Source organism: Kitasatospora sp. NPDC002227 (assembly GCF_040296285.1).
In the GTDB taxonomy this organism is placed as follows: domain Bacteria; phylum Actinomycetota; class Actinomycetes; order Streptomycetales; family Streptomycetaceae; genus Kitasatospora.
This window is the reverse complement of the sequence record NZ_JBEOWY010000049.1, coordinates 1-20,769: the sequence shown is the minus strand read 5'-3', so window position 1 is coordinate 20,769 and position 20,769 is coordinate 1. Positions and strand designations below refer to the sequence as shown.

Genomic DNA, 20,769 nt, shown 5'->3' with positions numbered 1-20,769 from the left:
CACTAGACGGGGTAATGGGCACGTTCGGAGGGACACCGAGCGTGCGGGGGTCTGTCGATTCCGGCGAATTCCGGTGAGGATGGTCCGAGTGTCCGAGGCGCAGGACGGCTTCGAGGAGGCCGCGGGTACTTCCCGGCGGCCCACCGGCGCTGCTGGCGGGGGAGCTGGTTCGGGCAGGGGAAAGCGGGGTGAAGGACGCGTGGGGGTGACCTACAAGTACTTCGGCGCACCCGACCGGGCCACCGCCGCGAGAGTCCCCACCGCGCTCGGCCCCGGCGGCCTCGGCCTCGACGCGGGCGAGCTCGGCACCCTGGGGCGCCTGGGCGACCTGATGGAGACCAGCGGATCGCTCGGCGGCCACCTCTCCACCAAGATCAAGCCGGAGACCATGAGCGCCATGGTCCTCACCGGCATCACCGGCGTCCCCCTCCACCAGGTCCCGCCGCTGGAGCTGGTCGTCCTCCACCCCGACTACGCCGTCGTCCAGCTCCCCCACACCGTGGTCGAGCCCCTCCGCAAGGCCGACGAGACCGAACTCGGCGCCGCCGCCTTCATCTGGTCCACCGTCCCCGACCGCCGGGGCCCGCGCGACGCCTTCGTCATCTACACGATGCTCCACGAGTGGCAGGACTTCGCGAACCGCCTCCACGACGCGGGGCACCAGCTGTACTGCCTGGTCTGGCCCTGACCGCCGGGCCGGCTGGCACCCCGCTCATCACCGTTCACCGCCGGCGCCGGTCTGGAGCGCTCCCCAACTCCCCTACCCGGTGGTCGAGCAGGACGCACCGGACGCGGGGCCGGCCAGGGTGATCAGCTGCGGCCCGGTCGGCGTCGAGCAGCAGCCGCCGTCCTGGGCGGTCTCGGGCTCGTCGAAGAGGCCGGCCCCGCCGCAGACTCCCGTCTCGGGGAGGGTGAGTTCGACGCGGGCGGCGGCCTCCTGGTCACCGGCGAGGGCGGCGGCGACGGAGCGGACCTGCTCGTAGCCGGTCATGGCGAGGAAGGTGGGGGCGCGGCCGTAGGACTTCATGCCGACCACGTACACGTCCCGTTCTGGGTGCGTGAGTTCGGTGGCGCCGTGGGGGTAGACGGTGCCGCAGGAGTGCTGGTTGGGGTCGATCAGCGGGGCGAGCGCGATCGGGGCCTGGAGACGCTCGTCGAGGCCGAGGCGGAGCTCGGAGAGGATGGACAGGTCCGGTCGCAGGCCGGTCAGGACCACGATCCGGTCGACGGGTTCGCTGCGGCGGCCGTCCTCGGCGACGAGGACCAGGCGCTCGCCGTCGGCCTCGACCGCGGCGGTGCGGAAGCCGGTGAGCGCACTGGCGTGGCCGTCCTCGACGGCCTTCCTGGCGCGCTGGCCCAATGCTCCGCGCGCCGGGAGCTGGTCGGCCTCGCCACCACCGTAGGTGCTGCCGGTGATGCCGCGCCGCAGGACCCAGACGGTGTGGGTGCCGGGCTCGTCCTCGGCCAGGTCCGCGAGGTAGGCCAGGGCGGTGAACGCGGACGCGCCGGTACCGACGACGGCTGTGCGCCTGCCCGCGAACCGCTCACGGACGGCCGGGTCGGCCAGGTCGGGGATGCGGTACGTGATGCGGTCGCCTGCGGCGCGCTCGCCGAGGGCGGGCAGGCCGTCGGCGCCGAGGGGGTTCGGCGTGGACCAGGTGCCGGAGGCGTCGATGACGGCGCGGGCCGCGATCCGCCCCTCGGTGCCGTCCGAGTGCTCGAGGTGGACGGTGAAGGGCTGCTCGGTGCGACCGGAGTCGACGATGCGGTCACGCCCCGCGCGGGCGACGCCGGTCACCCGGGTGTCGTAGCGCACCCGGTCACCGAGCGCGTCGGCCAGCGGCTGGAGGTACAGCTCGGCCCAGTCGCCGCCGGACGGACAGGCCGCCCCGTCCGGACGGGTCCAGCCGGTCGGGGCGAGGAGCTTCTCGGCGGCCGGGTCGACCAGCTCGGCCCAGGGCGAGAACAACCGGACGTGGCTCCACTGGCGCACCGCCGTGGCGGCGGCGGGACCGGCCTCCAGGACGAGCGGATCGAGGCCGCGCTCGATCAGGCGGGCGGCAGCGGCCAGGCCGACGGGGCCCGCGCCGATGACGACGACGGGCAGGCCGACGGGGGTGTTCTCGCTCATCTCAGGTCTCCGAGCTGGTCAGACTGCGGACAGTGGCTGCCTCTGCATCCACCCGCTGATTCGACGTTTGTTGATGTGATGCCGAGCTTGCCGCCAGTATCGACAGATGTCAATATAGGCGCATGTCGAATCCGCAGAGGGCAGAGTTGCCGGTCATCGAGCCCGAGGCTGTGCCGTGCTGCCCGCCGCTCACCTCCGCCGAGTTGTCGGAGGCCGACTCGGTGAAGATGGCGGCGATGTTCAAGGCGCTCGCGGACCCGGTGCGGCTGCGACTGTTCTCCAAGGTCGCCTCGCACACCGGGAGCGAAGCGTGCGTGTGCGACATCCAGGACGTGGGCGTCTCGCAGCCGACCGTCTCCCACCATCTGAAGAAGCTCCGCGAGGCCGGGCTGCTGACCTCCGAGCGGCGCGGCACCTGGGTCTACTACCGTGTCGCGCCGGGGGTGCTGGCCGGCCTGGCCGCCCTGCTCACCGCCGCCGGCTGACCCCGCCCCGCCGCCCCGCCCTGGAGCCCGCCCCTCATGCCCGAGTCCGCCGCGACTGTCGCGCCGATGACCGCCGACCACGCCGAGGAGGTGCTGGCGGTCTACCAGGCCGGAATCGACGGCGGCAACGCCACGTTCGAGACCGCGGCGCCTACCTGGGAGGCGTTCGACACCGGGAGGCTGCGGGAGCACCGCTTCGTCGCTCTCGACGGCAGCAGCCGGGTACTGGGCTGGGTCGCCGCGAGCCGGGTCTCGGACCGGTGCGCGTACGCCGGGGTGGTGGAGCACTCCGTCTACGTCCACCCGGACGCCCAGGGTAGGGGCATCGCCGGCCTGCTGCTGCGGGAGCTGATCACCTCGACGGAAGCGGCCGGGATCTGGACGATCCAGTCCGGCGTCTTCCCGGAGAACGCCGCCAGCCTCGCCGTCCACGCCAAGGCCGGCTTCCGGGTGATCGGCACCCGCGAGCGCATCGGCCGCCATCGCGGCCTCTGGCGGGACGTGCTGCTGATCGAGCGCCGCAGCCCCGTCATCCACTGACCGGCTCCTCGGATCGCGTCGGCGCTCCGGACCACTTAGCACAAGCGTGACGTGCGGGAGTGTCCGTCACCCCAACATCACTGTTTCTGATGAACATTGACGGTGCATCAGTTTACTTTCCCCCGCTCTGATCAGGATGGCGGTCAGCGTCCGTATACAGAGAAGGTGGTTCCGAATGACCAGTGACCCGATTTCGTCGGTCACCGAAGCAACGCTCACCGACATCGCCACCAACGGCATCTGGGGCCCCGGCCACAGCGTCAGCCAGGCCGTCGTCGACGTGTCCAGGGCGCTGCTCGCCTCCCTGCAGGGCGAGGAGGGCGTCGAACTCCCGCCGGAGCTCTCGGAGCTGGTGGCCGAAGTCCAGCGGATCGCCACGATCGCACTGCCCCGCATCACCGCCAACGACGGTGTCCGGCTGTCGGCGTTCAGCATCAAGCTGACGGACGGCGCCCCGCACCCCGTGGTGATCGTGCCCGCCGGGTGGAACCCGTACGGCTGGCTGCCCTTCCTCTACGCGTACCTCAAGCTGGCGCAGCGCGGCTACCACGTCCTCGCCTACTCCCCGCGTGGCATCGGCATCAAGGGCTGGCTGTCGACCTCCGAGGGCTTCGTCAACGTGGCCGGGCCCGAGGACTGGGCCGACGGCTCGTCCGTGATCGACTACGCGCAGGAGGCCCTTGAGCCCAGCCGGATCGGCTTCCTCGGCGAGTCGTACGGTTCCGGGATCAGCCAGTTGGTCGCCGCGAACGACCCGGGCAATCGCGTCTCCACCGTGGTCGCGCTGAGCACCTGGGGGAACCTCGCCACCAGCCTGTACAACAACGGCACCCGGCACCTGGAGGCCGTGCAGGCGCTGATCGACTTCACCGGCGGCCCGCTGGAGGAGAAGTTCGACGAAGAGACCCAGCGGATCCTCAAGAACTTCCTCAGCGGCCGGGACCTCGACGAGGTGGTCGAGTGGGGCACCCCGCGCTCCCCGGAGACCCACGTCGACCGGACGAACGAGCGGGGCATCCCGACGTTCATCTCGAACACCTGGCACGAGACGCTGTTCCCGGTCAACCCGGTGGTCGACCTCTTCGAGCGGCTCACCGTCCCGAAGCGGCTGAACCTGTGGATCGGCGACCACGGCGCCCCCGAGGGCCCCGGCCTGGCCGGGCTGGTGCTCGGGGCGCCGTTCCCCGGGCTGGCGGTCCCGACGCGGGAGGCCTACGACTGGCTGGACCACTTCCTGCTCGGCGCGGACAACGACGTGCCGAACTGGCCGGCCGTGAACAGCCAGAGCATGTTCACCTACCGGACGGTCCCCATCCCGGGCGGCACCAAGCTGATCACCGTCCCGGCGCGCCGCGAGACGTACGGGTCCTGGCACGAGGTCACCACCGGCAGCGAGGCCTGGTACCTCACCGGTGCCGACGACGGCGGTGACGGCACGCTCACCGACAAGCCGACCGTCGGGTGGTCGCGGGACTTCGAGGCCGGCGCCCTGACCTCCTCCGTCGCGGGCGAGCTGCTCAAGACCGGGCAGCAGGAGTGGTTCGGCAACCCCAAGTCCTACGAGCCGGCGAAGTTCGAGCGCGGTCAGCTGCTGGTCTGGTCGACCGACCCGCTGACCGGCTCCGACAAGGTGGCCCGCCGGATCCGGGGCACCGCCACCGTGCAGCTCACCGTGCGCAGCAGCGTCGACACCGCCACCGTGATCGCCTACCTGTACGACGTCGCCCCGGACGGCACCGCCCGGATCATCACCCACGAGCCGTTGACGGTCACCGACCTGACCCCGAGGGTCAACACCACCGTCAGCTGGAACCTCCAGGCCGCCTCCTACGACCTGCCGGACGGCCACCGGCTCGCCCTGGTGGTCAACAGCCGTGACCCGCTGTACTCCTACGCGGGATCCGACCTCCCCGCCCTCAGCACCACCACGGTCAGCTCCGTGACCGGGAGCGAGGCCCGGCTGGAACTGCCGCTGGGCTGACAGCCCCAGGGCTCCACGGCCCGTGCGGCAGCCCGCCGATCGGTGTACGGCGGGCTGCCGCACGGGTGTCGCCGGGGCCGTACGACAGCGGGTCAGCCCAGCAGCTCGGCGAGTTCGGTGACGGCCGCACGGGCGGTGCGGCCCACGCCGATGAGGGTGGCGGAGGCGGGGCCGGTCCAGTCGCCGTAGCCGAGCAGGTGCACGCGGGGGTCGGCGCCAGCGCGGGTGCCGTCGGTGGGAATGCGGCCGTCGGCGTCGCGTAGGCCGAGGCCGGCGAGCGGGCCGAGGGCGGGGCGGAAGCCGGTGCACCAGATGACGGTGCCGCACGGCCACCGTTCGCCGGCCGTCCACACCGGGCCGTCGGCGTCGAGGTGGTCGAACATGTGGTGGTCGGCGAGGAGCCCGGCGACACGAGCGGCGCGTACGGGTGCGGTGGCGACGATGTCGCCGAGGTCGGAGATGCGCGGGCCACCGTCGTTGACGCGGCGGGTGGCGATCTCGAACAGGGCCCGGCCGTCGATCTCGTCCGGGAGAAGCCGGGCCGGTCGGCGGGTGACCCAGCGCACCTCGGCGGCGTGCCCGGCCAGGTCGGCGGCGATCTGGGCGCCGGAGTTGCCGCCGCCCACGACGACGACTCGCTGACCGGCGAACTCGGTCGCGTCGCGGTAGCCGGTGGTGTGGAGCTGGCGCCCGCCGAACACCTCCCGGCCGGGGACGGCGGGGAGGAAGGGGCGGGTCCAGGAGCCGGTGGCGCTGATCAGCGCGCGGGCGTGCCAGGTGCCGTCGTCGGTTGTCGCCAGCAGCCCGCCGTCCCCCGCATCCACCACGGTGCGGACCTGGACGGGGCGGTGGACGGGCAGCTCGTAGCGCTTCTCGTACTCCGCCAGGTAGGCCGCGACGTGCGCGGCATCCGGCGCGTCGTGCCCGGGCTGAGCGGGCATGGGGCGGCCGGGCAGCGAGGAGTAGGCGGCGGGCGAGAACAGCCGCAGGGTGTCCCAGTAGTGCTGCCAGGCCCCGCCGGGAGCCTGGGCGGCGTCGAGAATCGCGAAGTCGAGTCCGGTGCGCCGCAGGTGGTAGCCGGCGGCGAGACCGGCCTGGCCGCCGCCGATCACGAGGACCTGGGTGCGCCGGAAGCCGCTCACTTCGAACCGGCCCCGGTGGCCGTGCGGGGGGCGTCGAAGACCAGCACGACCAGGGCCAGCCCGACCACACCGCCGACCAGCTGGACGCCGACGAAGCCCGGTACGGAGGCGGGGGCGATCCCGGCGAAGGTGTCGGTGAACGCGCGGCCGATCGTGACGGCCGGGTTGGCGAAGGAGGTGGAGGAGGTGAACCAGTACGCGGCGCCGATGTAGGAGGCGACCGCGATCGGGGCGAACCGCAGGTGGTCGGTCTTGCCCAGGCCGAAGATCAGCAGGACCAGGCCGGCGGTGGCGACGATCTCGCCGAGCAGCAGGTGGCCGTCCGAACGGTCGTGGGTGGACCACTTCACCAGCGCCTTGCCGAACATCGCGTCCGCGAGCACCGCGCCGCCGATCGCCCCGGCGACCTGTGCCGGGAGGTAGGCGGCGACCTCGCGCAGGCCGAGGCCCTTGGGGGCCTTGCGGCCGGACCACCACTCGGCGAGTGTGACGACCGGGTTGAAGTGGGCACCGGAGACCGGGCCGAGCAGCAGGATGAGCACGCCGAGGCCGAAGACGGTGGCCAGCGAGTTGGCCAGCAGCTGCAGGCCGACGTCCTTGGTGAGCTCGGTGGCCTGGATGCCGGAGCCGACCACCACGGCGACCAGGGCGGCGGTGCCGACCAGCTCGGCCGCGATGCGGTTCACCAGCGGGATCACCGGGGGCTCGACGGCGAGAGGCTCGGCCTCGGTGGTCTCAGGTCTCGCTTCGTCTGTGGCGCTCAACGGATGGTGCTCCTCGTACGGGGGCGGGGCAGGGGTGAAAGGGTGGTCAGCAGGACCGCTTGAAGCCGGCCTCGGCGGTCAGCCGTGCGGCGGAGGCGAGTCGGGTGAACTCGGCGGCCAGGCCGGTCAGGGCTTCGGGCCGCAGCGAGTAGTAGGTGAAGCGGCCACAGGGCTCGGTGTCCACCAGCCCGGCCTCGCGCAGGATCTTCAGGTGGTTGGAGAGGTTGGTCTGCTTCGCGCCGGTCTCCTCCACCAGGTGGGTCGTGCACAGCGCCTCGCGGGCGAGGAGCTGGACGATCTGCATCCGCAGCGGGTCGGCCAAGACCTTCAATACATCACTGTCGACTGACGTCACCATGGGCTGATACGTTACCGGGTGCTCGGGGCGCCTGGCGAGCCCTGCCCCCGCCACCGGGCACCGGCCCACACCCGCCCACCGAAGGACACCCGCATGACCGCGCCGCTCGCCTCCGTCCTCTTCGTCTGCATCCACAACGCCGGCCGCTCCCAGATGGCCGCGGGCTTCCTCACCCACCTCGCCGGGGACCGCGTCGAAGTCCGCTCCGCCGGCTCGATGCCGGGCGACCAGGTCAACCCGTCCGCCGTCGCCGCGATGGCCGAACTCGGCATCGACATCTCCGGCCAGCAGCCGAAGATCCTCACCACCGAGGCCGTCCAGGCGTCGGACTACGTCATCACCATGGGCTGCGGCGACGCCTGCCCGTACTTCCCCGGCAAGACGTACCTCGACTGGAAGCTGGACGACCCGGCCGGGCAGGGCGTCGAGGCCGTCCGCCCGATCCGCGACGCGATCAAGACCCTGATCGAGGGCCTGATCGCCGAGATCGACGCCAAGGCCACCACGGAACAGAGGGACTGACCCTGGCGACTGGCGTCCGGGGCATGAGCGGTCCCGGGAGGCCGATCTACCGGGTGATCTTCGATGGAGTTGAGCGGCAGGTGGCAATTACTGTCGGAGGAAGCGGATTTCTCATGGGAGCCAACCTCGTATGACAGGCACCAACTACCCTGCCCCCCGGATCCTTCGGGTCCAGGCCGATGGCACCAGCAGTCCGCTCCGTCCCGCGCAGGGAGCACCGGGGGGACTCTCGCCGGACGACCCGGTGCTGGGGCTGTCCGCCGGCCTCTCCGCCGATCTGCGCGCCTGGGGTGCCGAGTACCCTCCTGACGATGCCCGGACGGCCACGCGTCGGGGGTACGAGCTGGCCACTCGGCTGGCAGCCGAGCTCGGGCCGTCGTGGGTGGTGCTCTGTCACGACGTGGTGCGCGGAGTCGAGAACTGCGTCTGCTGGGCCTGCGGAGGATTCCACTGGCGACGGGACGCGCACGAGCCCCTGGTCGGGTCGCGCACCGTCCGGCTGAAGCTGGAATTCCAGTGCTACCCGCTGCGGTTCGTGGGCGGGGAGCACGACGGGGTGAACTTCGCTCCCGACGACCCCGTGGTCGCGCTCGGCCTGACGGACGAACTGGTCGACCGGCTGTACGCCTGGGCCAAGGGCTTGGACGAGGCGATCGACAGTCGGCATGACCTGACAGCGACGGAGAGGCAGCAGTCGGCTGCGCAGGGGAGGCTGCTGTTCCAGCAGCTGACCGAGGAGCTCGACCCCAGGTGGGCCGTGGAGTACGACGCGCTGGACGACTGACACCCCGCGAGCTCGACCCGGTACTACGACTGCTTCGGCGCGGGCGTCGACTTCTACCCGCGCCCGCCGCTGCCCATCACCCCGATGTTCTGGCGAGGGCCGGGCCGCGGCGTGATGCAGGTCATGATCACGAGAAGGGTGACCCACCCCCGTCGGCCGGCCCGGCCATGACAATCGTCGGGCTGGTATTCGACGATGGGTCAGGGAAGCTGGTCATGGCGGGGATTGTCGGCACGGATGTGGTCGAGGCGCTGCGGGGTGCGGACGCGGCGGAGCAGGACCGGATCCTGGTGGAGCGGTCGGCCGAGGTGGCCGGGGTGATGGCGGACGGGTTTGCCGGGGCGCAGCCGGAGTTGGCGGCGAAGTCGGGGTTCGCGCGGTGGCAGGTGTGGGCGGCTGCCGCGGCAGGAGTGGCCGGGGCGGTAGGGGTGGTGGTCGCGCCGGTGGTGGCGCTGCCGGTGTTCACGGTGCTCTCGACGGCGTACAGCCTGTTGCACGGCGTGATCGCCGTGGCCGGGCTGCGAGCAGAAGAACCCGAAACCGACCGGCCGTTGCCGGAGGGGGAGTTGCCGTTCTACACCGTGCTGGTGCCCGCCTACCGGGAGGCGGCGGTGATCGGGGACACGGTGCGGCAGCTGGCCAGGCTGGACTATCCGGCGGATCGGCTGGAGGTGCTGGTCCTGGTGGAGCGGCACGACCCGGACACGTTGCGGGCGGTGCAGGCGGCAAGCCCGCCGCCGTTCGTCCGGATCGTCCGGCTGCCGCCCGGACCGCCGCAGACCAAGCCCCGGTCGGTGAACCTGGGGCTGATGCTGGCGCGCGGCGAGCTGCTGGTGATCTTCGACGCCGAGGACCGGCCGGAGCCGGACCAACTGCGGCGGGTGGCGGCGCGGTTCGCGGCAAGCGATGAGCGACTGGCCTGCGTACAGGCGCAGTTGCTGTTCCGAAATGCCGAAGTGAACTGGCTGACACGGCAGTCGGCGCTGGAGTACGCGCTGCGCTTCAAGTTCGTGCTGCCCGGGATGGTGCGCCTCGGGATGCCGATCCCGCTCGGCGGCACCAGCAACCACTTCCGCACCGAGACCCTGCGCGAGCTCGGCGGCTGGGACGCCTGGAACGTCACCGAGGACGCCGATCTCGGCATGCGGTGCGCGGCACTGGGCAAGCGGGTCGAGATGATCGAGGCCGTGACCTGGGAGGAGGCGATCGACCGCCTCGGCCCGTGGGTACGGCAGCGGACCCGGTGGTTCAAGGGGTTCCTGCTGACGGCGGCGGTGCACACCCGGCGCCCGGGGCGGACGGTGCGCCGGTTCCGGGCGTCCGGGCTGCTGTCGCTGCTCGGTGTGGTCGCGAGCGCCCCGGTCACCTCGGCCGTCCAGCCGGTGGCGTCCGTCCTCACGCTGCTCGCGCTGGTGGGCGGCTCGAGCCTGGTGGGGCCGGTCCTCCTCGCCCAGGGGGTGTCGATCGCCTGCTGGATCGGCATCACGTACGCGGCCGCCCGCCGGGCCGGGCTGGCGGCGCCCTGGTCCGCGGTGTTCGCCCCGGTGTACTCGGTGCTGTGGTCGGTGGCCGCCTGGCGGGCGGTGCACCAGTTGGTGGTGTCGCCGTTCAGCTGGGAGAAGACGCCGCACGGCGAGGCCGGCTAGAGGCGGCTAGAGGTGCCGGGCGCGGCTGAGCAGGGAGCGGCCGATCAGGGAGCAGGTGAGCAGGCCGGTGGCGGCCAGCAGGAGCATCCACGGCCAGGCGCCGGAGAAGCCGAGCAGGGCCGCGTCGCGCAGGCAGCGGATGCCGTAGGTGACGGGATCGGCCCAGGTCAGGACGCGCAGCACCGGGGACATCTGCTGGACGGGGTAGAACGACGGGCTGGCGAACAGCAGGACCGGGGCCAGCACGTTGATGGTCACGGTGAAGCGCTGGAAGTCCTCGAAGCGGGTGGCCAGCAGCAGGTAGAGGCCGTTGAAGGCCACCGAGGCCAGGACGATCGCGCACAGCAGGGCGATCCAGTGGGTGGCCGGCCAGGAGAAGGTGAAGACCGTCAGCGCGACCGCCGTCGCCGCCAGGCTCTGGGCCAGCACCAGGATGGTGCCCGCCAGCAGCTTGCCGAGGACGTAGCTGCTGCGCCGCAGCCGGTAGGACCAGAGTTCGAGGTCCATCTGGCCGAGGCGCTCCTGGAAGAGCGAGGCGCCGGCCGTGGTGGCGGCCGCCAGCATGGTGGAGAGCAGGATCGCGGGCAGCGAGAACTCCGAGTAGGTCGTCCGACGGCCCGCGTACTCCACGGTGCCCACCAGGCGGGAGAGCGAGGTGGCGAAGAGCAGCAGGTAGACGGCCGAAGGCACCACCGCGAGCAGCAGGTTGGTCCGGTTGCGGGTGAGCAGCCGGTACTCGCGGTGCAGGGTGGCCACCAGGTCCTGCGGGAGGCGGCCGCCGGGGACCGCCGCCGAAGTCCAGAACCGGCCGTCCGCGAGATCGGGTTCGGTGGTGGTGCTCATGCGCGCTCCCCCACGAGTTCCATGAAGGCGTCCTCCAGCGATGCGGCCTGGTACTCGACCGAGGCGATGGTGATGCCCGCCGCCCGGGCCTGGTCGAGCGGTTCGCGGATCCGTTCGCGGACGTCCACCCCGGTGACCTGGACGGTCTCCTCACCGCGGACGGAGGTCAGGCCGTACCGGTCGAGGACGGCCGCCAACGCCTGGGTGTCGCGCGGGGTGGCCGGCCGGACGACCGCGCTCGGGCGGCCGAAGGTGTCGGCCAGCCGGCGCGGGGTGCCGGACTCGACCAGGCGCCCCCGGTCGACGATCAGGATCCGCCCGCAGTTGCGCTCCAGCTCCTCGACGTAGTGGCTGGTCCAGAGCACGGTGGTGTCCCGCTCGCGGCGCAGCCGGTCCAGCTGCTGCCAGAGTTGCCGCCGGCCGGCCACGTCCAGCCCGGCCGAGGGCTCGTCCAGGAGCAGCAGGCGCGGGCCGCCGAGCAGGGCCCGGATCAGCTGGAGGCGCCGGCGCTCGCCGCCGGAGAGGGTGAAGACCAGCTGGGAGAGCTTGCCCGCGATGCCGAACTCCTCGGCCCTCGCGTCCACCCACGGCCGTACGGCCCGCCAGCTCAGCCCCTTGAAGGCCGTCGCGATCCGCAGGTTGTCCGAGGCGGTCAGCATCATGTCGAAGGGCGCGGACTGGTGCACCACCCCGAGCTCGGCCTTGGCCCGGCCGCCGTGCTCGTCGGGCCGGCGCCCGAAGAGCCGCACCGTGCCGCTGTCGGGGACGGCGATCCCGCAGACCAGCTTGGTGAGCGTGGACTTGCCCGCGCCGTTGGGCCCGAGCAGCCCGACGACCGAGCCCGTGTCGAGCGTGAAGGAGAGGTGGTCGACGGCGTTGCGGTCCATGCCGTCGTAGCGTTTGACGAGATCCTCGATCTCGGCTGCGGGTGCGGTGGTGATGGCGCGCTCCTCGGCGACGGGCTCGGGCGGCGGAGGGTCAGGACGCGCTGGCGGCCGTCTCGGCCACCAGCACGCCCCGGGCGGCGAGTTCGGCGAGGAACCCGCGGATGTCGGAGCCGATCATGTCCAGCGCCTCCGGGCTGCCGTCGGTGTGCTCGGCGCCCAGCTCGGCGACGATCCCCTCGACGTCCTTGCCGTCGGCGAGCAGCGTCCAGATCTGCGCCGCCGTGCTGTTGAGGGTCTGGAACTCCCCCGACTCGGAGTCGTACAGCCGGACTTCGTCGAAACCCGGCGTCCAGACGACGTCCTCGCTGATCTCGTAACGCATGGGGTGCCCTTCAGTCGGCGATCGGCAGCAACTGCCGCCCGGTGCCCGGCAGCTGGCGGCCGGTGGTGGTCACGGTGACCGGCAGCTGCCGGCGGCCGGCGGTCTTCCAGTCCTCGTAGACCGGGTGGATGCTGTCGTCTGAGACCAGGTGCGGGATGAACATCTCGGCCTGGTTCGCGTCCAGTTCGGGGCCGGTGACCCCGAGCGAACGCCAGTAGTTGGTGATCATGCTGTGCCGCAGCATCCGGCACAGGTGGCGTCCGTTGCGGTGGATGTCCCCGGTCTCCGCCATGTGGTAGCCGCGGCAGCCGCCGCCGCAGCCGCCCCGGATGTAGCACCGGCGGCAGTCCTCCAGGTTGGTGCCGCTGAACACGTTGTTCCGCCGCAGGTCCGCCAGCAGCGGCGAGGCGAACAGCTCGGCGAGGCTCTTCTCGCGTACGTTCCCCACCTTGTGCGCCGGCTCGGTGACCAGCTTGCAGGGGTACACGTCACCCAGCGAGTTGATGTAGATCTCGTTGCCGCCCATGCCGCAGTTGCCCTTGACCGAGCAGGGCTTCGCGGGCCGCGGGCCGTCCGGCAGCAGCTTGGCGGCGGCCGCGTTGGTCCAGGTGAACCGGGTGGTCTTCTGGTACTCCGTCCACCCGAAGTCGTAGGTGTCGGTGTTGGCCCGGCCGAGGTCGGAGTGCTGCATCAGGCGCACCATGCGGACCTGGAAGCCGGCCACGAACTCGCACATCTGCTCCATGGCGTCCACGTTGTCCTCGGTCACCACGTGGTTGATGATCGGGACGACGCCGGCCTCGTTGAGCAGCCGCAGGCCCTTGGACGTCCGGGCGAAGGTGCCCTTGCCACGGGTCTTCTCGTGCAGCTCGGCCGTGCCGCCGTCCATGCTGACGGTGACCAGGCTGAAGATGTCGGCGATCTTCTTGGCCGTCTCGGGCGTACGGATCACCGTGCCGTTGGTGATCATGTTGACGTGGAGCCCGGAGTCCTTGGCGTGCTGCGCCACGGTCAGCAAGTCCCGGCGGAGCATCGGCTCGCCGCCGGTGAAGACGATGGTGTTCGCCCCCATCGCCGCGATCTGGCTCACCAGGTCCATCGACTCCTCGTGGGTCAGTTCACCCGGGAGGGCCTTCTCGGAGGAGGCGTAGCAGTACGGGCAGCGCAGGTTGCAGCCGTCGGTGATGGCGTAGTAGGCGAGCTTGAGCGGCGGGTCGGGCTCGCGCAGGACCGGACGGCGGCCGGGCAGGTAGGCGAGCCAGTTCAGCACCAGCTTGCCGATCAGGCGCTCCAGCGCGCGCGGGTCCTGGTCGAAGCCGGGCGGCGGGCCCTCGCGGCGGGAGAGGCGGCCGAGCACCGCCATTTCGGCACCGCCGAGTTCGCACCAGGAGGAGATCTCGGGGTTGGCGACCATTCGGCGCTCGCCGTACGTGAAGTAGACCAAGTCATCGGGTACGACCAGATCGGACCACTGTTCCAGCAGTTTCACGTTCCACCTTGGAGGTCGGGAGGTGCAGCGGACCGCGGCAGCGGGCCCACGGAACCGGCGGCGCCATCGGCGCCGCCGTGTCCGGCTCCTCCCGCGCCCTGCGGAGCGGGAGGAGCCGGCGTCGTACGTGACGACCCTCAGGGCCGTACTTACGCCTCGGCGCTGTTGCCGGCGCCGGCGCCCGCGCCACCCGAGCAGGCACAGGCGCAGCCGTCGATGACCTCGAGGTCGGTGGGGACGATCTGCGGCTTGGACCAGGTGTTCCTCATGGTGATTCCCTTCGTTCGAAGCGACGGATCTGCAGCTACGGACAGGCGGACACGGGTTGCCGGCAGGCAGCGGGAACGGAGCTCCGGCCGGCTCGCGCCGCCGTGGCGGAGGGAGGGACTCCGGCTCCCCGGCCGAGCCGGACCGAACCGGACCGAGCGGTGCTCCAGGGGCTGTCGGCAACCGATGTGACGAACTGTCGAGCAGTTCCCATGGTTGCGAGGGGCCGTTCGGTACGCCAGCAGTTCGTCCCTGGGGCTAATAGTTGCGAAACGTCCCGACCTATCGCCTTCACATCTCGTTCATGGCACCATCAAGGTCGCGGGGGCTCATCAGGGGAGCTGGGGGGCGCTGTGCTCGAACTCGACTTCGGTGTGGCCGACATGGCAAATGTTCGTTTCGGCATCTCGCCGTTGTTCCACGTGATCAGTGGTGTGGCCCGGGCGGAGCACTCCTGCGTCGGCGTCTCGGTCAACCGCGACCGGTGGTGGCGCCAGGCGAGGCGGCACGTACCCGCCCAGGCCGCGCCGGTGTTCGAGTTGGTCAATGCCAGTCTCAGAGGCGTGCCCGCCTTCGTCCTGGCCACCCGCGGGCAGCAGCTCGGCGACGAACTCGACGCCATGCTCGAGATCTCCGACGCGACGTTCTACCGCGACCTCTCCTTCTACGACCAGGAGCCCGAACTGCCGCGCATCGTGGCCGAGTTACGCGAGGGCGGCACCTCGGCGTTACCCCGGTTCACGGACGCCGTCCGAGCTCTGTTCCGGGCCTGCCTCGCACCGTACTGGCCCGACATCCTGCGCCTCCTGCAGGCCGAGATCGCAGGCCGCGCGCGGACCTCGGCCGAGGCCGGGGCCAGCACCATGCTGAACCAGCTGCACCCGCGGCTCTCCTGGCACGAGAGCGGAGTCCTGCGGTACGCCTCACCCGACTGGGACGGCACCTTCGACCTGGGCGGCCGCGGTCTCGAACTGCGCCCCAGCTTCTTCCTCCAGGACTGCCTCTCCGCCGTCCCCAGCCGGCGAAACCCGACCGTGCTGAACTACCCGGTCACCCCCCGGCCCGCCGAGCAGGCGCCGCCCCGGACGGACGGACTGGCCCACCTGATCGGCGCCCCGCGGGCCCGCGCCCTACGCGCGATCAGCCAAGGCCCCTGTACCACGACGCAGTTGGCCGAGCGCCTCCGCGTCACCTCCCCCTCCGCCTCCGCGCACGCCACCGCCCTGCGCACGGCCGGTGCGATCACCACCGAGCGCGAGGGGCGGCAGGTCCGTCACTCCCTCACCCAGCTCGGCCACGACCTGCTGCACAGCAACCCGGCGCGGCACCTGCGCACCGCAGCCGGCTGACTCAACCGGCCACCGCCACCACGTACTTGCCCTCACCACGGCCGGCCGCGAGCAGGTCATGGGCGGCCGGCGCGGCCGACAGACCCGGGAGCTCGGTGACCGGGACGTCCAGCCGGCCCTCGGCCAGCAGCGCGAGCACCCGGGCGACGGCGCGGGCGACCTTCTCCGGAGCGCCGACCGTCAGGCCCCGGTGACTGAAGCCGGTGATGCCGAGGTTGCCGCCGAGCAGGCGGGCCGCCGGGGGCAGCGGGGTGACCTCGCCGCCCCCGGCGTTGCCGAAGAGGACGACCCGGCCGCCGGGGGCCAGCAGCTCGAGGTCGAGCTCCAGCGCCTCGGTGCCCAGCGGGTCGAGGACGAGGTCGACACCCCGGCCCCCGGCCGCCTCGCGGACGGCCTCGGCCAGCTTCTCGTCCCGGGCGAACGCGGCGTCGTAACCGGCCTCTACGGCCGCCGCGGCCTTCTCCGGGCGGCCGACCGTGCCGATCAGCCGGCCGCCGCCGAGCTGCGGCACCAGCTCCGCGATCCCCCGGCCGATCCCGCCGCCTGCCGAGTGGACCAGGACGGTCTCCCCCGCCGCGAACCGGCCCGACTCGGTGAGCAGCAGCATCGCGGTGGCCAGCCCGAGCGGCACGGCCGCCGCCCTGCTCAGCGCCACTCCGGCCGGGACGGGCACGGTGAGCGCGGCCTCGGCCACCACCACCTCCGCCAGCCCGCCGCCGGCCGGCGCGGCCACCACCTGGTCGCCGACCGCCAGCCCGGTCACGCCCGCGCCGAGCGCACGGACCGTGCCGGAGACCTCCTTGCCCGGCAGGTACGGCCAGGCCGTCACGTACCCGGCGTCTCCCCGGCGGGCCATCACGTCGACGAAGTTCAGCCCCGCGTAGGCCACTTCGACCGAGACCTGGCCCGGGCCCGGAGCCGGCTCCTCGACCTCCCGGACCAGCGAGTTCTCCGAACCGCCCGGCGCCGTCATGACCAGTGCGCGCATGTCGCTCTCCCCCATCGATGGACTTCGCCCCCGAACCTAGTACAACCGGCGGGTCTCGCATGCCAGTTCGGGTCAGGCGGCGGGGGCCTCGGTGTACCGCGCCGAGGCCCGGCGGCGGACGGCCCCCGGGGTGACCAGGACGAAGACCACCACGATCAGCAGCGCCCAGGAGGACCAGACGGCCACCGAGACCGGGTGCCAGACGTGCAGCTGGTACGGGTAGCGCCAGGCGCCCAGGGCGGTGGCGAGGTTCTCGGCCAGCCAGAGGAAGAAGCCGATCAGGGTGAAGGACAGGGCCAAGGGCATCCGGTACCGCCGGGCCCCCACCGTGAAGTGCACCGTGGTGCGGGCCGTGGCCAGCACCAGCAGCAGCGCTATCGGCCACCGCAGGTCCGGCCACCAGCGGTTGGTGAGGAAGTTCGTGTAGGCGGCCGCGGCGAGCAGCACCATCAGGGCCGGGCGGTACCCGCTGAGCCGCAGGCCCAGCAACCGCCAGGAGGTGCATACGAAGGAGCCGACGGCGGCGTACATGAAACCGCTGTACAGCGGGACACCGCCCAGCTTGGTCAGGGCCGGGTGCGGGTAGCTCCAGGATCCCGCCCGCACCTTCACCAACTCCAGGACCAGGCCCAGCAGGTGGCAGCCGGCGATGGCGGCGACGTCGCGCCCCCGCTCCCAGCCGGTGGCCCAGGCCACCCCGGTCAGCAGCAGCCCGAACCCCAGCAGCAGGTCGTAGTGCGCGACCGGGGCGGTCGGCAGCAGCTCGATCGCGGCCATGCCGGCGAACAGGGCGACGGCGTAGCCGCAGCTCAGCGTCTCGAGCCAGGCGAAGCGCAGCAGCTGGCCCGCGAAGCCGCGGGCGTGGTCGATCATCGAGTCCATACGGACTGGATGCGCGGGGAGCCGGTGCCGGTTCCCCGCGCTCGGTGGACCGGTTCGGTCAGGGGGTGGCCGCCGTGGCCTGGTACGGGGCGAAATCGGGGTTGGACTTGCAGCCGAGGTTCTCGAAGGTGCTGACCTTGGTGTCCGGGTCGGTGGCGGTCAGGCGGTACTTGCAAGCGCCCTTGAGGTATTTGCCGTCGACCCCGCCGGGGAAGTCGATCTCCTTGTTCCACAGGTAGGGCGACTGGTAGCCGTTGAGCCGGGCGGTGGCGTTGACGTCGATGCCGCCGGGGGCGTAGATCTCGTAGACCCAGCCGGTCTTGGCCGTGCCGTAGGTGGCGAACTTCTGGGCCACCCACATCGCGCAGCTGGTGCTCAGGTGGGCGCTGCTCTGCCCCCCGCCCTTGACGATGTACTGGTCCAGGGGGATCACCTGGTCACCGCGGGGCGTGAAGCCGGTGCGGAAGATGTCCTCCACGTTCTCCCGGGTGTCGCCGCGCCAGAGCGTGTTGACGTCGTTGCGCCACTGCCAGTGCTCCTCGGCGGCCTTGGCCGCGACCGTCTGGGCGATCTGCGGCTCGGTGGTCGTCCGCCACCAGTCCCAGGCCCGGTAGTCGACCACCGGCCCGCACGGGGTGGTCAGGTCGTCGGCGACTGCCGCCCGTGCGGCCGGCACCGCTGGTGCGGCGACAGCCGGGGTGACGGCGACGGTCGAGACGAGGGTGACAGCGGCGAGCATCCGCAGCGCGGCCTGCAGCATGGTGAGAGCCCATCAGTTGATCAACAGGACACGCTCTTCATAGCCGGGTCGACCGGGGCACGCCCGGAGCGATACGCCGTCATCACCCGCAGGAGTGGATAAGTCGTACCGATACTGACCATCCAGGTCCGACCCGCCCTGCTACGCCGCCGGGAGCACCGCGAGGGCGTCGACCTCCACCCGCCAGAGCGGGTGGACCAGGCCCCCGACCTGCACCAGCGAGCAGGCCGGGGGCCGTTCGGCGTCCTGGTGCTCGTCGCGGACCTTGCGGAAGGCGGGCAGGTCCGCCAGGTCGGTCAGGAAGACGGTCAGCTTGACCACATGGGCGAGGTCGGTGCCCGCCGCCGCGAGCGCGGTGGCCAGGTTCGCGAAGACCTGGCGGATCTGGGCCTCGGCGTCCCCTTCCCCCACCAGCTGCCCGGCCGCGTCCACCGGCACCTGGCCCGAGACGGCGACCGTCGGGCCGGAGAACAGCACGGCGTGGCTGTAGCCGTTGACCGGCGAGGCCCCCTCGGGCCGGACGAAGTGCTGCATCTGCTCCCCCTGAACGCCGAACACGGCCACCGGCCCGGTTCTCTCCGGGCCGATGACCATGATGCTAGGTCAGCTCTCGGGCGCGGCCTGCAGGACGGCGAGGGCCTGGGCGACGAAAGCCTCCGCGTGTCAGGCGCTCTGCCGCATCGCCTCCCGGGTGCAGGCCACCAGGTCCTCGGGCGTGAGCGAGTCGAGGGTGAGGCGGGCGTGGCTGAGCAGGTCGTCGGCGGCGGCCTGCAGGGCCGGGTCGTCGAGCGGGCGACCGGGCAGGTAGGAGGTGTCGGCGAGGACGGCCTGGGCGAAGGCGTAGAGGTTCGCGGTGGCGGCCTCGCGGATGGTCAGCGAGAGGTGGGTGGAGGGCTCGTCGCCGACGGCGGTCGCGCTGTGCGCGAAACCCCTAGGGATGTACAGGACTTCGCCGGGCTGGAGCACAGTGTCCAGCAGCACGTCGCCCGGATCGCCGTCCTCCCGGTCCGGCACCCAGTGGCCGTCGGCCGGGCCGCCGTGAACCAACCAGCGCTTGCTGCCTGTCAGTTGGACGGCAAGCACGTCGGCGTCGTCCCGGTGCACCGGCCGGCCCTGGGTGCCGGGCGGGGTGCGAAAGAAGAACGCCTCCACCTGCCGGCCCAGCTCCGCGCCTAGTCCACGCGCCAATTCCCTTGCCCCCTGGTGCCACTGGTCCACGTACCGGAGCAGCACGGTGGCATCCTCATCCCGGATCAAGGCCCGGACCTGGAACGCGTCCGCGTAGTCGGCGAACACCTCGCCGAGCACCACCCGGGGGCGGCAGAAGCGCTCGGTGGGCAGGTGCGCGTCGCGCTGCACCAGGCCGATGTACGGGACCTTCAACAGGCCGTCCTCCAGGCGCTGTTCGATCTCGGCGTAGGTGACGGCCTCTACCGGCGGGTCGGTGGGGCGGAGGACGGCGGGGCGGGTGCGCCAGAGCTCGGTCAGGAAGTGGTGCTCGTCCTCGACGCAGCGGCGGAGCCAGGTGGCGGTCATGGTGGGTCACTCTCCTGCGAGGGGCTCAGGCGGTCGGGCGGCTGCTGTGGGCGTTGCGGCGGGCGGCGGAGACCAGTTCGGCGGGGGTGAGCTCGTCGAGTCGGTCGCGCAGGTGGTCCAGGAGTTCGGCAGCGGCCTTGGTCAGGTCGGCGTCGTCCAGCGGGCGAGCGGGGAGGGTCAGGCCCTCGGCGAGCCGGGACTTGAGCTGGGCGCGGAGGTGGCCGGCGCCGGCCTCGCGGAGCACCACGGTCAGGTGCAGGGAGGGGCCGTCCTCGGTGGCCCAGGCCCGGTGGGCGTAGCCGTTGGGCACGTAGAGCACCTCACCGGTCCGGACGACGCCCTCGAACAGCGGGGCGCCGGGCTGCTCCTCGCGGACGGGCTGCCAGGAGGCGTCGGTCGGGCCCGGGTAGACCTCCCAGTGCTTGGCGCCGGAGAGCTGGAGCACCAGGATGTCGCCGTCGTCGCGGTGCACCGGGCCGCGCCGGCCGGGCTGCGAGTGGAAGAGGAACGCCTCGCTGAGGCGGCCCAGTTGCTCACCCAGGTCCTCGGTCAGCGACCGCACGCCCGGGTGCCAGTGGTTGAGGTAGCGCAGTTGGAGGGTGGCGGACTCCTCCCGGATCAGCCCCCGCACCTTGACCGGGTCGGGGTACCCGTACACCGGCAGGCCGGCCACGGTGCGCGGGGTGCAGTACCGCTCCTCCGCGACATTGCCGCCCACGGTGAACAGGCCCGCGTACGGGGTGCGGAGGGTGCCGCTGTCGAGCAGCGCCTCCAGGTCGGCGGGGGTCAGCAGCTCGACCGGCGGGTCGGCCGGGCGCAGCAGGGCCGGGCCCTGACGCCACTGGTGGCGGAGGAAGTTCTCCAGGTCGGGGATGCAGCGGGCGAGCCAGTCCATGGCGCCTCGACTCCTCTCGGAAGCAGCTCGGTAGGTGGGGAGGTGGGCCCCGGCGGCACGCCCGCCGGGGCCCACGCGGGGGACGGTCAGATCACGTCCGGGTGGCACTCGCCGCAGGAGTCCGTGGTCACGTGGCCG

At 72.0% G+C, this 20,769-nt stretch carries 23 protein-coding genes; 8 read left to right on the top strand and 15 right to left on the bottom strand.

The window, feature by feature from the left end:
* Window positions 1-79 precede the first annotated feature (79 nt).
* A complete protein-coding gene (locus tag ABT095_RS31045; RefSeq protein WP_502885066.1) occupies window positions 80-688 on the top strand; it encodes a hypothetical protein in 609 nt (202 codons plus the stop codon).
* Window positions 689-760: 72 nt separating this feature from the next.
* Here ABT095_RS31045 and ABT095_RS31040 read toward each other — a convergent pair whose 3' ends face one another.
* Window positions 761-2,131 (bottom strand): NAD(P)-binding domain-containing protein, encoded by a 1,371-nt coding sequence (locus ABT095_RS31040; RefSeq protein ID WP_350532884.1) that lies wholly within the window; start codon window positions 2,129-2,131, stop codon window positions 761-763.
* Window positions 2,132-2,253: 122 nt separating this feature from the next.
* On the opposite strand from ABT095_RS31040, the gene ABT095_RS31035 reads away from it, so the two are divergent.
* From ABT095_RS31035 to ABT095_RS31025, 3 genes are all read left to right on the top strand, one after another.
* Window positions 2,254-2,616, top strand: a complete 363-nt coding sequence (locus tag ABT095_RS31035) for a metalloregulator ArsR/SmtB family transcription factor (RefSeq protein WP_350532883.1) — start codon at window positions 2,254-2,256, stop codon at window positions 2,614-2,616.
* A 36-nt stretch (window positions 2,617-2,652) separates the two neighbouring features.
* The gene (locus ABT095_RS31030; protein ID WP_350532882.1) at window positions 2,653-3,156 is read left to right on the top strand and encodes a GNAT family N-acetyltransferase; all 504 of its coding nucleotides are present in this window, start codon (window positions 2,653-2,655) and stop codon (window positions 3,154-3,156) included.
* A 175-nt stretch (window positions 3,157-3,331) separates the two neighbouring features.
* Window positions 3,332-5,137 carry a CocE/NonD family hydrolase gene (locus ABT095_RS31025; protein ID WP_350532881.1) on the top strand — a complete coding sequence of 602 codons (1,806 nt, stop codon included), beginning with the start codon at window positions 3,332-3,334 and terminating at the stop codon, window positions 5,135-5,137.
* A gap of 92 nt (window positions 5,138-5,229) precedes the next feature.
* On the opposite strand, the gene ABT095_RS31020 is transcribed toward ABT095_RS31025, so the two are convergent.
* The 3 genes from ABT095_RS31020 to ABT095_RS31010 are packed head-to-tail and all read right to left on the bottom strand — an operon-like array spanning window position 5,230 to window position 7,401.
* Window positions 5,230-6,279, bottom strand: coding sequence for an ArsO family NAD(P)H-dependent flavin-containing monooxygenase (locus ABT095_RS31020; protein ID WP_350532880.1), 1,050 nt, complete (start codon window positions 6,277-6,279; stop codon window positions 5,230-5,232).
* Window positions 6,276-7,043, bottom strand: a complete 768-nt coding sequence (locus ABT095_RS31015; RefSeq protein WP_350532879.1) for an aquaporin — start codon at window positions 7,041-7,043, stop codon at window positions 6,276-6,278. The genes ABT095_RS31020 and ABT095_RS31015 overlap by 4 nt, the downstream gene beginning before the upstream one ends.
* 46 nt (window positions 7,044-7,089) lie before the next feature.
* Entirely contained in the window at window positions 7,090-7,401 is a 312-nt protein-coding gene (locus ABT095_RS31010; protein ID WP_350532878.1) for an ArsR/SmtB family transcription factor, read from the bottom strand.
* 93 nt (window positions 7,402-7,494) lie between these two features.
* On the opposite strand from ABT095_RS31010, the gene ABT095_RS31005 reads away from it, so the two are divergent.
* From ABT095_RS31005 to ABT095_RS30995, 3 genes are all read left to right on the top strand, one after another.
* Complete coding sequence (locus ABT095_RS31005; RefSeq protein WP_350532877.1) at window positions 7,495-7,923, top strand: arsenate reductase ArsC; 429 nt, start codon at window positions 7,495-7,497, stop codon at window positions 7,921-7,923.
* A 244-nt stretch (window positions 7,924-8,167) separates the two neighbouring features.
* A complete protein-coding gene (locus ABT095_RS31000; protein ID WP_350532876.1) occupies window positions 8,168-8,707 on the top strand; it encodes an immunity protein CdiI family protein in 540 nt (179 codons plus the stop codon).
* Window positions 8,708-8,922: 215 nt separating this feature from the next.
* Window positions 8,923-10,353 (top strand): glycosyltransferase, encoded by a 1,431-nt coding sequence (locus ABT095_RS30995; protein WP_350532875.1) that lies wholly within the window; start codon window positions 8,923-8,925, stop codon window positions 10,351-10,353.
* Between the two features lie 6 nt (window positions 10,354-10,359).
* On the opposite strand, the gene ABT095_RS30990 is transcribed toward ABT095_RS30995, so the two are convergent.
* The 5 genes from ABT095_RS30990 to stsA all read right to left on the bottom strand — a co-directional run bounded on the left by ABT095_RS30990 (window position 10,360) and on the right by stsA (window position 14,223).
* Window positions 10,360-11,196, bottom strand: a complete 837-nt coding sequence (locus ABT095_RS30990; protein ID WP_350532874.1) for an ABC transporter permease — start codon at window positions 11,194-11,196, stop codon at window positions 10,360-10,362.
* Complete coding sequence (locus ABT095_RS30985; RefSeq protein WP_350532873.1) at window positions 11,193-12,083, bottom strand: ABC transporter ATP-binding protein; 891 nt, start codon at window positions 12,081-12,083, stop codon at window positions 11,193-11,195. Before ABT095_RS30985 ends, ABT095_RS30990 begins: the two co-directional genes overlap by 4 nt.
* 91 nt (window positions 12,084-12,174) lie before the next feature.
* Window positions 12,175-12,465, bottom strand: coding sequence for a PqqD family protein (locus ABT095_RS30980; RefSeq protein ID WP_350532872.1), 291 nt, complete (start codon window positions 12,463-12,465; stop codon window positions 12,175-12,177).
* A gap of 10 nt (window positions 12,466-12,475) precedes the next feature.
* Entirely contained in the window at window positions 12,476-13,954 is a 1,479-nt protein-coding gene (gene stsB, locus ABT095_RS30975; protein WP_350532871.1) for a StsB family radical SAM/SPASM domain sactipeptide maturase, read from the bottom strand.
* A 149-nt stretch (window positions 13,955-14,103) separates the two neighbouring features.
* Entirely contained in the window at window positions 14,104-14,223 is a 120-nt protein-coding gene (gene stsA / locus ABT095_RS30970; RefSeq protein ID WP_350532870.1) for a StsA family sactipeptide RiPP, read from the bottom strand.
* A gap of 381 nt (window positions 14,224-14,604) precedes the next feature.
* On the opposite strand from stsA, the gene ABT095_RS30965 reads away from it, so the two are divergent.
* Entirely contained in the window at window positions 14,605-15,570 is a 966-nt protein-coding gene (locus ABT095_RS30965; protein WP_350532869.1) for an ArsR/SmtB family transcription factor, read from the top strand.
* Between the two features lies 1 nt (window position 15,571).
* Here the strand turns inward: ABT095_RS30965 and ABT095_RS30960 are convergent, their stop codons facing one another.
* The 6 genes from ABT095_RS30960 to ABT095_RS30935 form a co-directional block, all read right to left on the bottom strand.
* Entirely contained in the window at window positions 15,572-16,558 is a 987-nt protein-coding gene (locus ABT095_RS30960; protein WP_350532868.1) for a quinone oxidoreductase family protein, read from the bottom strand.
* 72 nt (window positions 16,559-16,630) lie between these two features.
* The gene (locus ABT095_RS30955) at window positions 16,631-17,440 is read right to left on the bottom strand and encodes a DUF817 family protein (protein ID WP_350532867.1); all 810 of its coding nucleotides are present in this window, start codon (window positions 17,438-17,440) and stop codon (window positions 16,631-16,633) included.
* 58 nt (window positions 17,441-17,498) lie between these two features.
* Window positions 17,499-18,200, bottom strand: a complete 702-nt coding sequence (locus ABT095_RS30950) for a scabin-related ADP-ribosyltransferase (RefSeq protein WP_350532866.1) — start codon at window positions 18,198-18,200, stop codon at window positions 17,499-17,501.
* Window positions 18,201-18,341: 141 nt separating this feature from the next.
* Window positions 18,342-18,734, bottom strand: coding sequence for a RidA family protein (locus ABT095_RS30945; protein ID WP_350532865.1), 393 nt, complete (start codon window positions 18,732-18,734; stop codon window positions 18,342-18,344).
* A 129-nt stretch (window positions 18,735-18,863) separates the two neighbouring features.
* Window positions 18,864-19,736 carry a JmjC domain-containing protein gene (locus ABT095_RS30940; RefSeq protein WP_350532864.1) on the bottom strand — a complete coding sequence of 291 codons (873 nt, stop codon included), beginning with the start codon at window positions 19,734-19,736 and terminating at the stop codon, window positions 18,864-18,866.
* 25 nt (window positions 19,737-19,761) lie between these two features.
* Entirely contained in the window at window positions 19,762-20,631 is an 870-nt protein-coding gene (locus ABT095_RS30935; protein WP_350532863.1) for a JmjC domain-containing protein, read from the bottom strand.
* Between the last annotated feature and the right edge of the window lie 138 nt (window positions 20,632-20,769).

Excerpts from the sequence above, each read along its gene's own strand:
- ABT095_RS30980 (WP_350532872.1), bottom strand. The coding sequence starts at position 12,465 with ATGCGTTACGAGATCAGCGAGGACGTCGTCTGGACGCCGGGTTTCGAC.
- ABT095_RS31045 (WP_502885066.1), top strand. The coding sequence starts at position 80 with ATGGTCCGAGTGTCCGAGGCGCAGGACGGCTTCGAGGAGGCCGCGGGT.
- ABT095_RS30935 (WP_350532863.1), bottom strand. The coding sequence starts at position 20,631 with ATGGACTGGCTCGCCCGCTGCATCCCCGACCTGGAGAACTTCCTCCGC.
- ABT095_RS30965 (WP_350532869.1), top strand. The coding sequence starts at position 14,605 with ATGGCAAATGTTCGTTTCGGCATCTCGCCGTTGTTCCACGTGATCAGT.
- ABT095_RS30990 (WP_350532874.1), bottom strand. The coding sequence starts at position 11,196 with ATGAGCACCACCACCGAACCCGATCTCGCGGACGGCCGGTTCTGGACT.
- ABT095_RS30960 (WP_350532868.1), bottom strand. The coding sequence starts at position 16,558 with ATGCGCGCACTGGTCATGACGGCGCCGGGCGGTTCGGAGAACTCGCTG.
- ABT095_RS31025 (WP_350532881.1), top strand. The coding sequence starts at position 3,332 with ATGACCAGTGACCCGATTTCGTCGGTCACCGAAGCAACGCTCACCGAC.
- ABT095_RS30995 (WP_350532875.1), top strand. The coding sequence starts at position 8,923 with ATGGCGGGGATTGTCGGCACGGATGTGGTCGAGGCGCTGCGGGGTGCG.
- ABT095_RS30985 (WP_350532873.1), bottom strand. The coding sequence starts at position 12,083 with ATGGACCGCAACGCCGTCGACCACCTCTCCTTCACGCTCGACACGGGC.
- ABT095_RS31035 (WP_350532883.1), top strand. The coding sequence starts at position 2,254 with ATGTCGAATCCGCAGAGGGCAGAGTTGCCGGTCATCGAGCCCGAGGCT.
- ABT095_RS31005 (WP_350532877.1), top strand. The coding sequence starts at position 7,495 with ATGACCGCGCCGCTCGCCTCCGTCCTCTTCGTCTGCATCCACAACGCC.
- ABT095_RS30950 (WP_350532866.1), bottom strand. The coding sequence starts at position 18,200 with ATGCTGCAGGCCGCGCTGCGGATGCTCGCCGCTGTCACCCTCGTCTCG.
- ABT095_RS31010 (WP_350532878.1), bottom strand. The coding sequence starts at position 7,401 with ATGGTGACGTCAGTCGACAGTGATGTATTGAAGGTCTTGGCCGACCCG.
- ABT095_RS30955 (WP_350532867.1), bottom strand. The coding sequence starts at position 17,440 with ATGGACTCGATGATCGACCACGCCCGCGGCTTCGCGGGCCAGCTGCTG.
- ABT095_RS30940 (WP_350532864.1), bottom strand. The coding sequence starts at position 19,736 with ATGACCGCCACCTGGCTCCGCCGCTGCGTCGAGGACGAGCACCACTTC.
- ABT095_RS31030 (WP_350532882.1), top strand. The coding sequence starts at position 2,653 with ATGCCCGAGTCCGCCGCGACTGTCGCGCCGATGACCGCCGACCACGCC.
- ABT095_RS30945 (WP_350532865.1), bottom strand. The coding sequence starts at position 18,734 with ATGCAGCACTTCGTCCGGCCCGAGGGGGCCTCGCCGGTCAACGGCTAC.
- stsA (WP_350532870.1), bottom strand. The coding sequence starts at position 14,223 with ATGAGGAACACCTGGTCCAAGCCGCAGATCGTCCCCACCGACCTCGAG.
- ABT095_RS31040 (WP_350532884.1), bottom strand. The coding sequence starts at position 2,131 with ATGAGCGAGAACACCCCCGTCGGCCTGCCCGTCGTCGTCATCGGCGCG.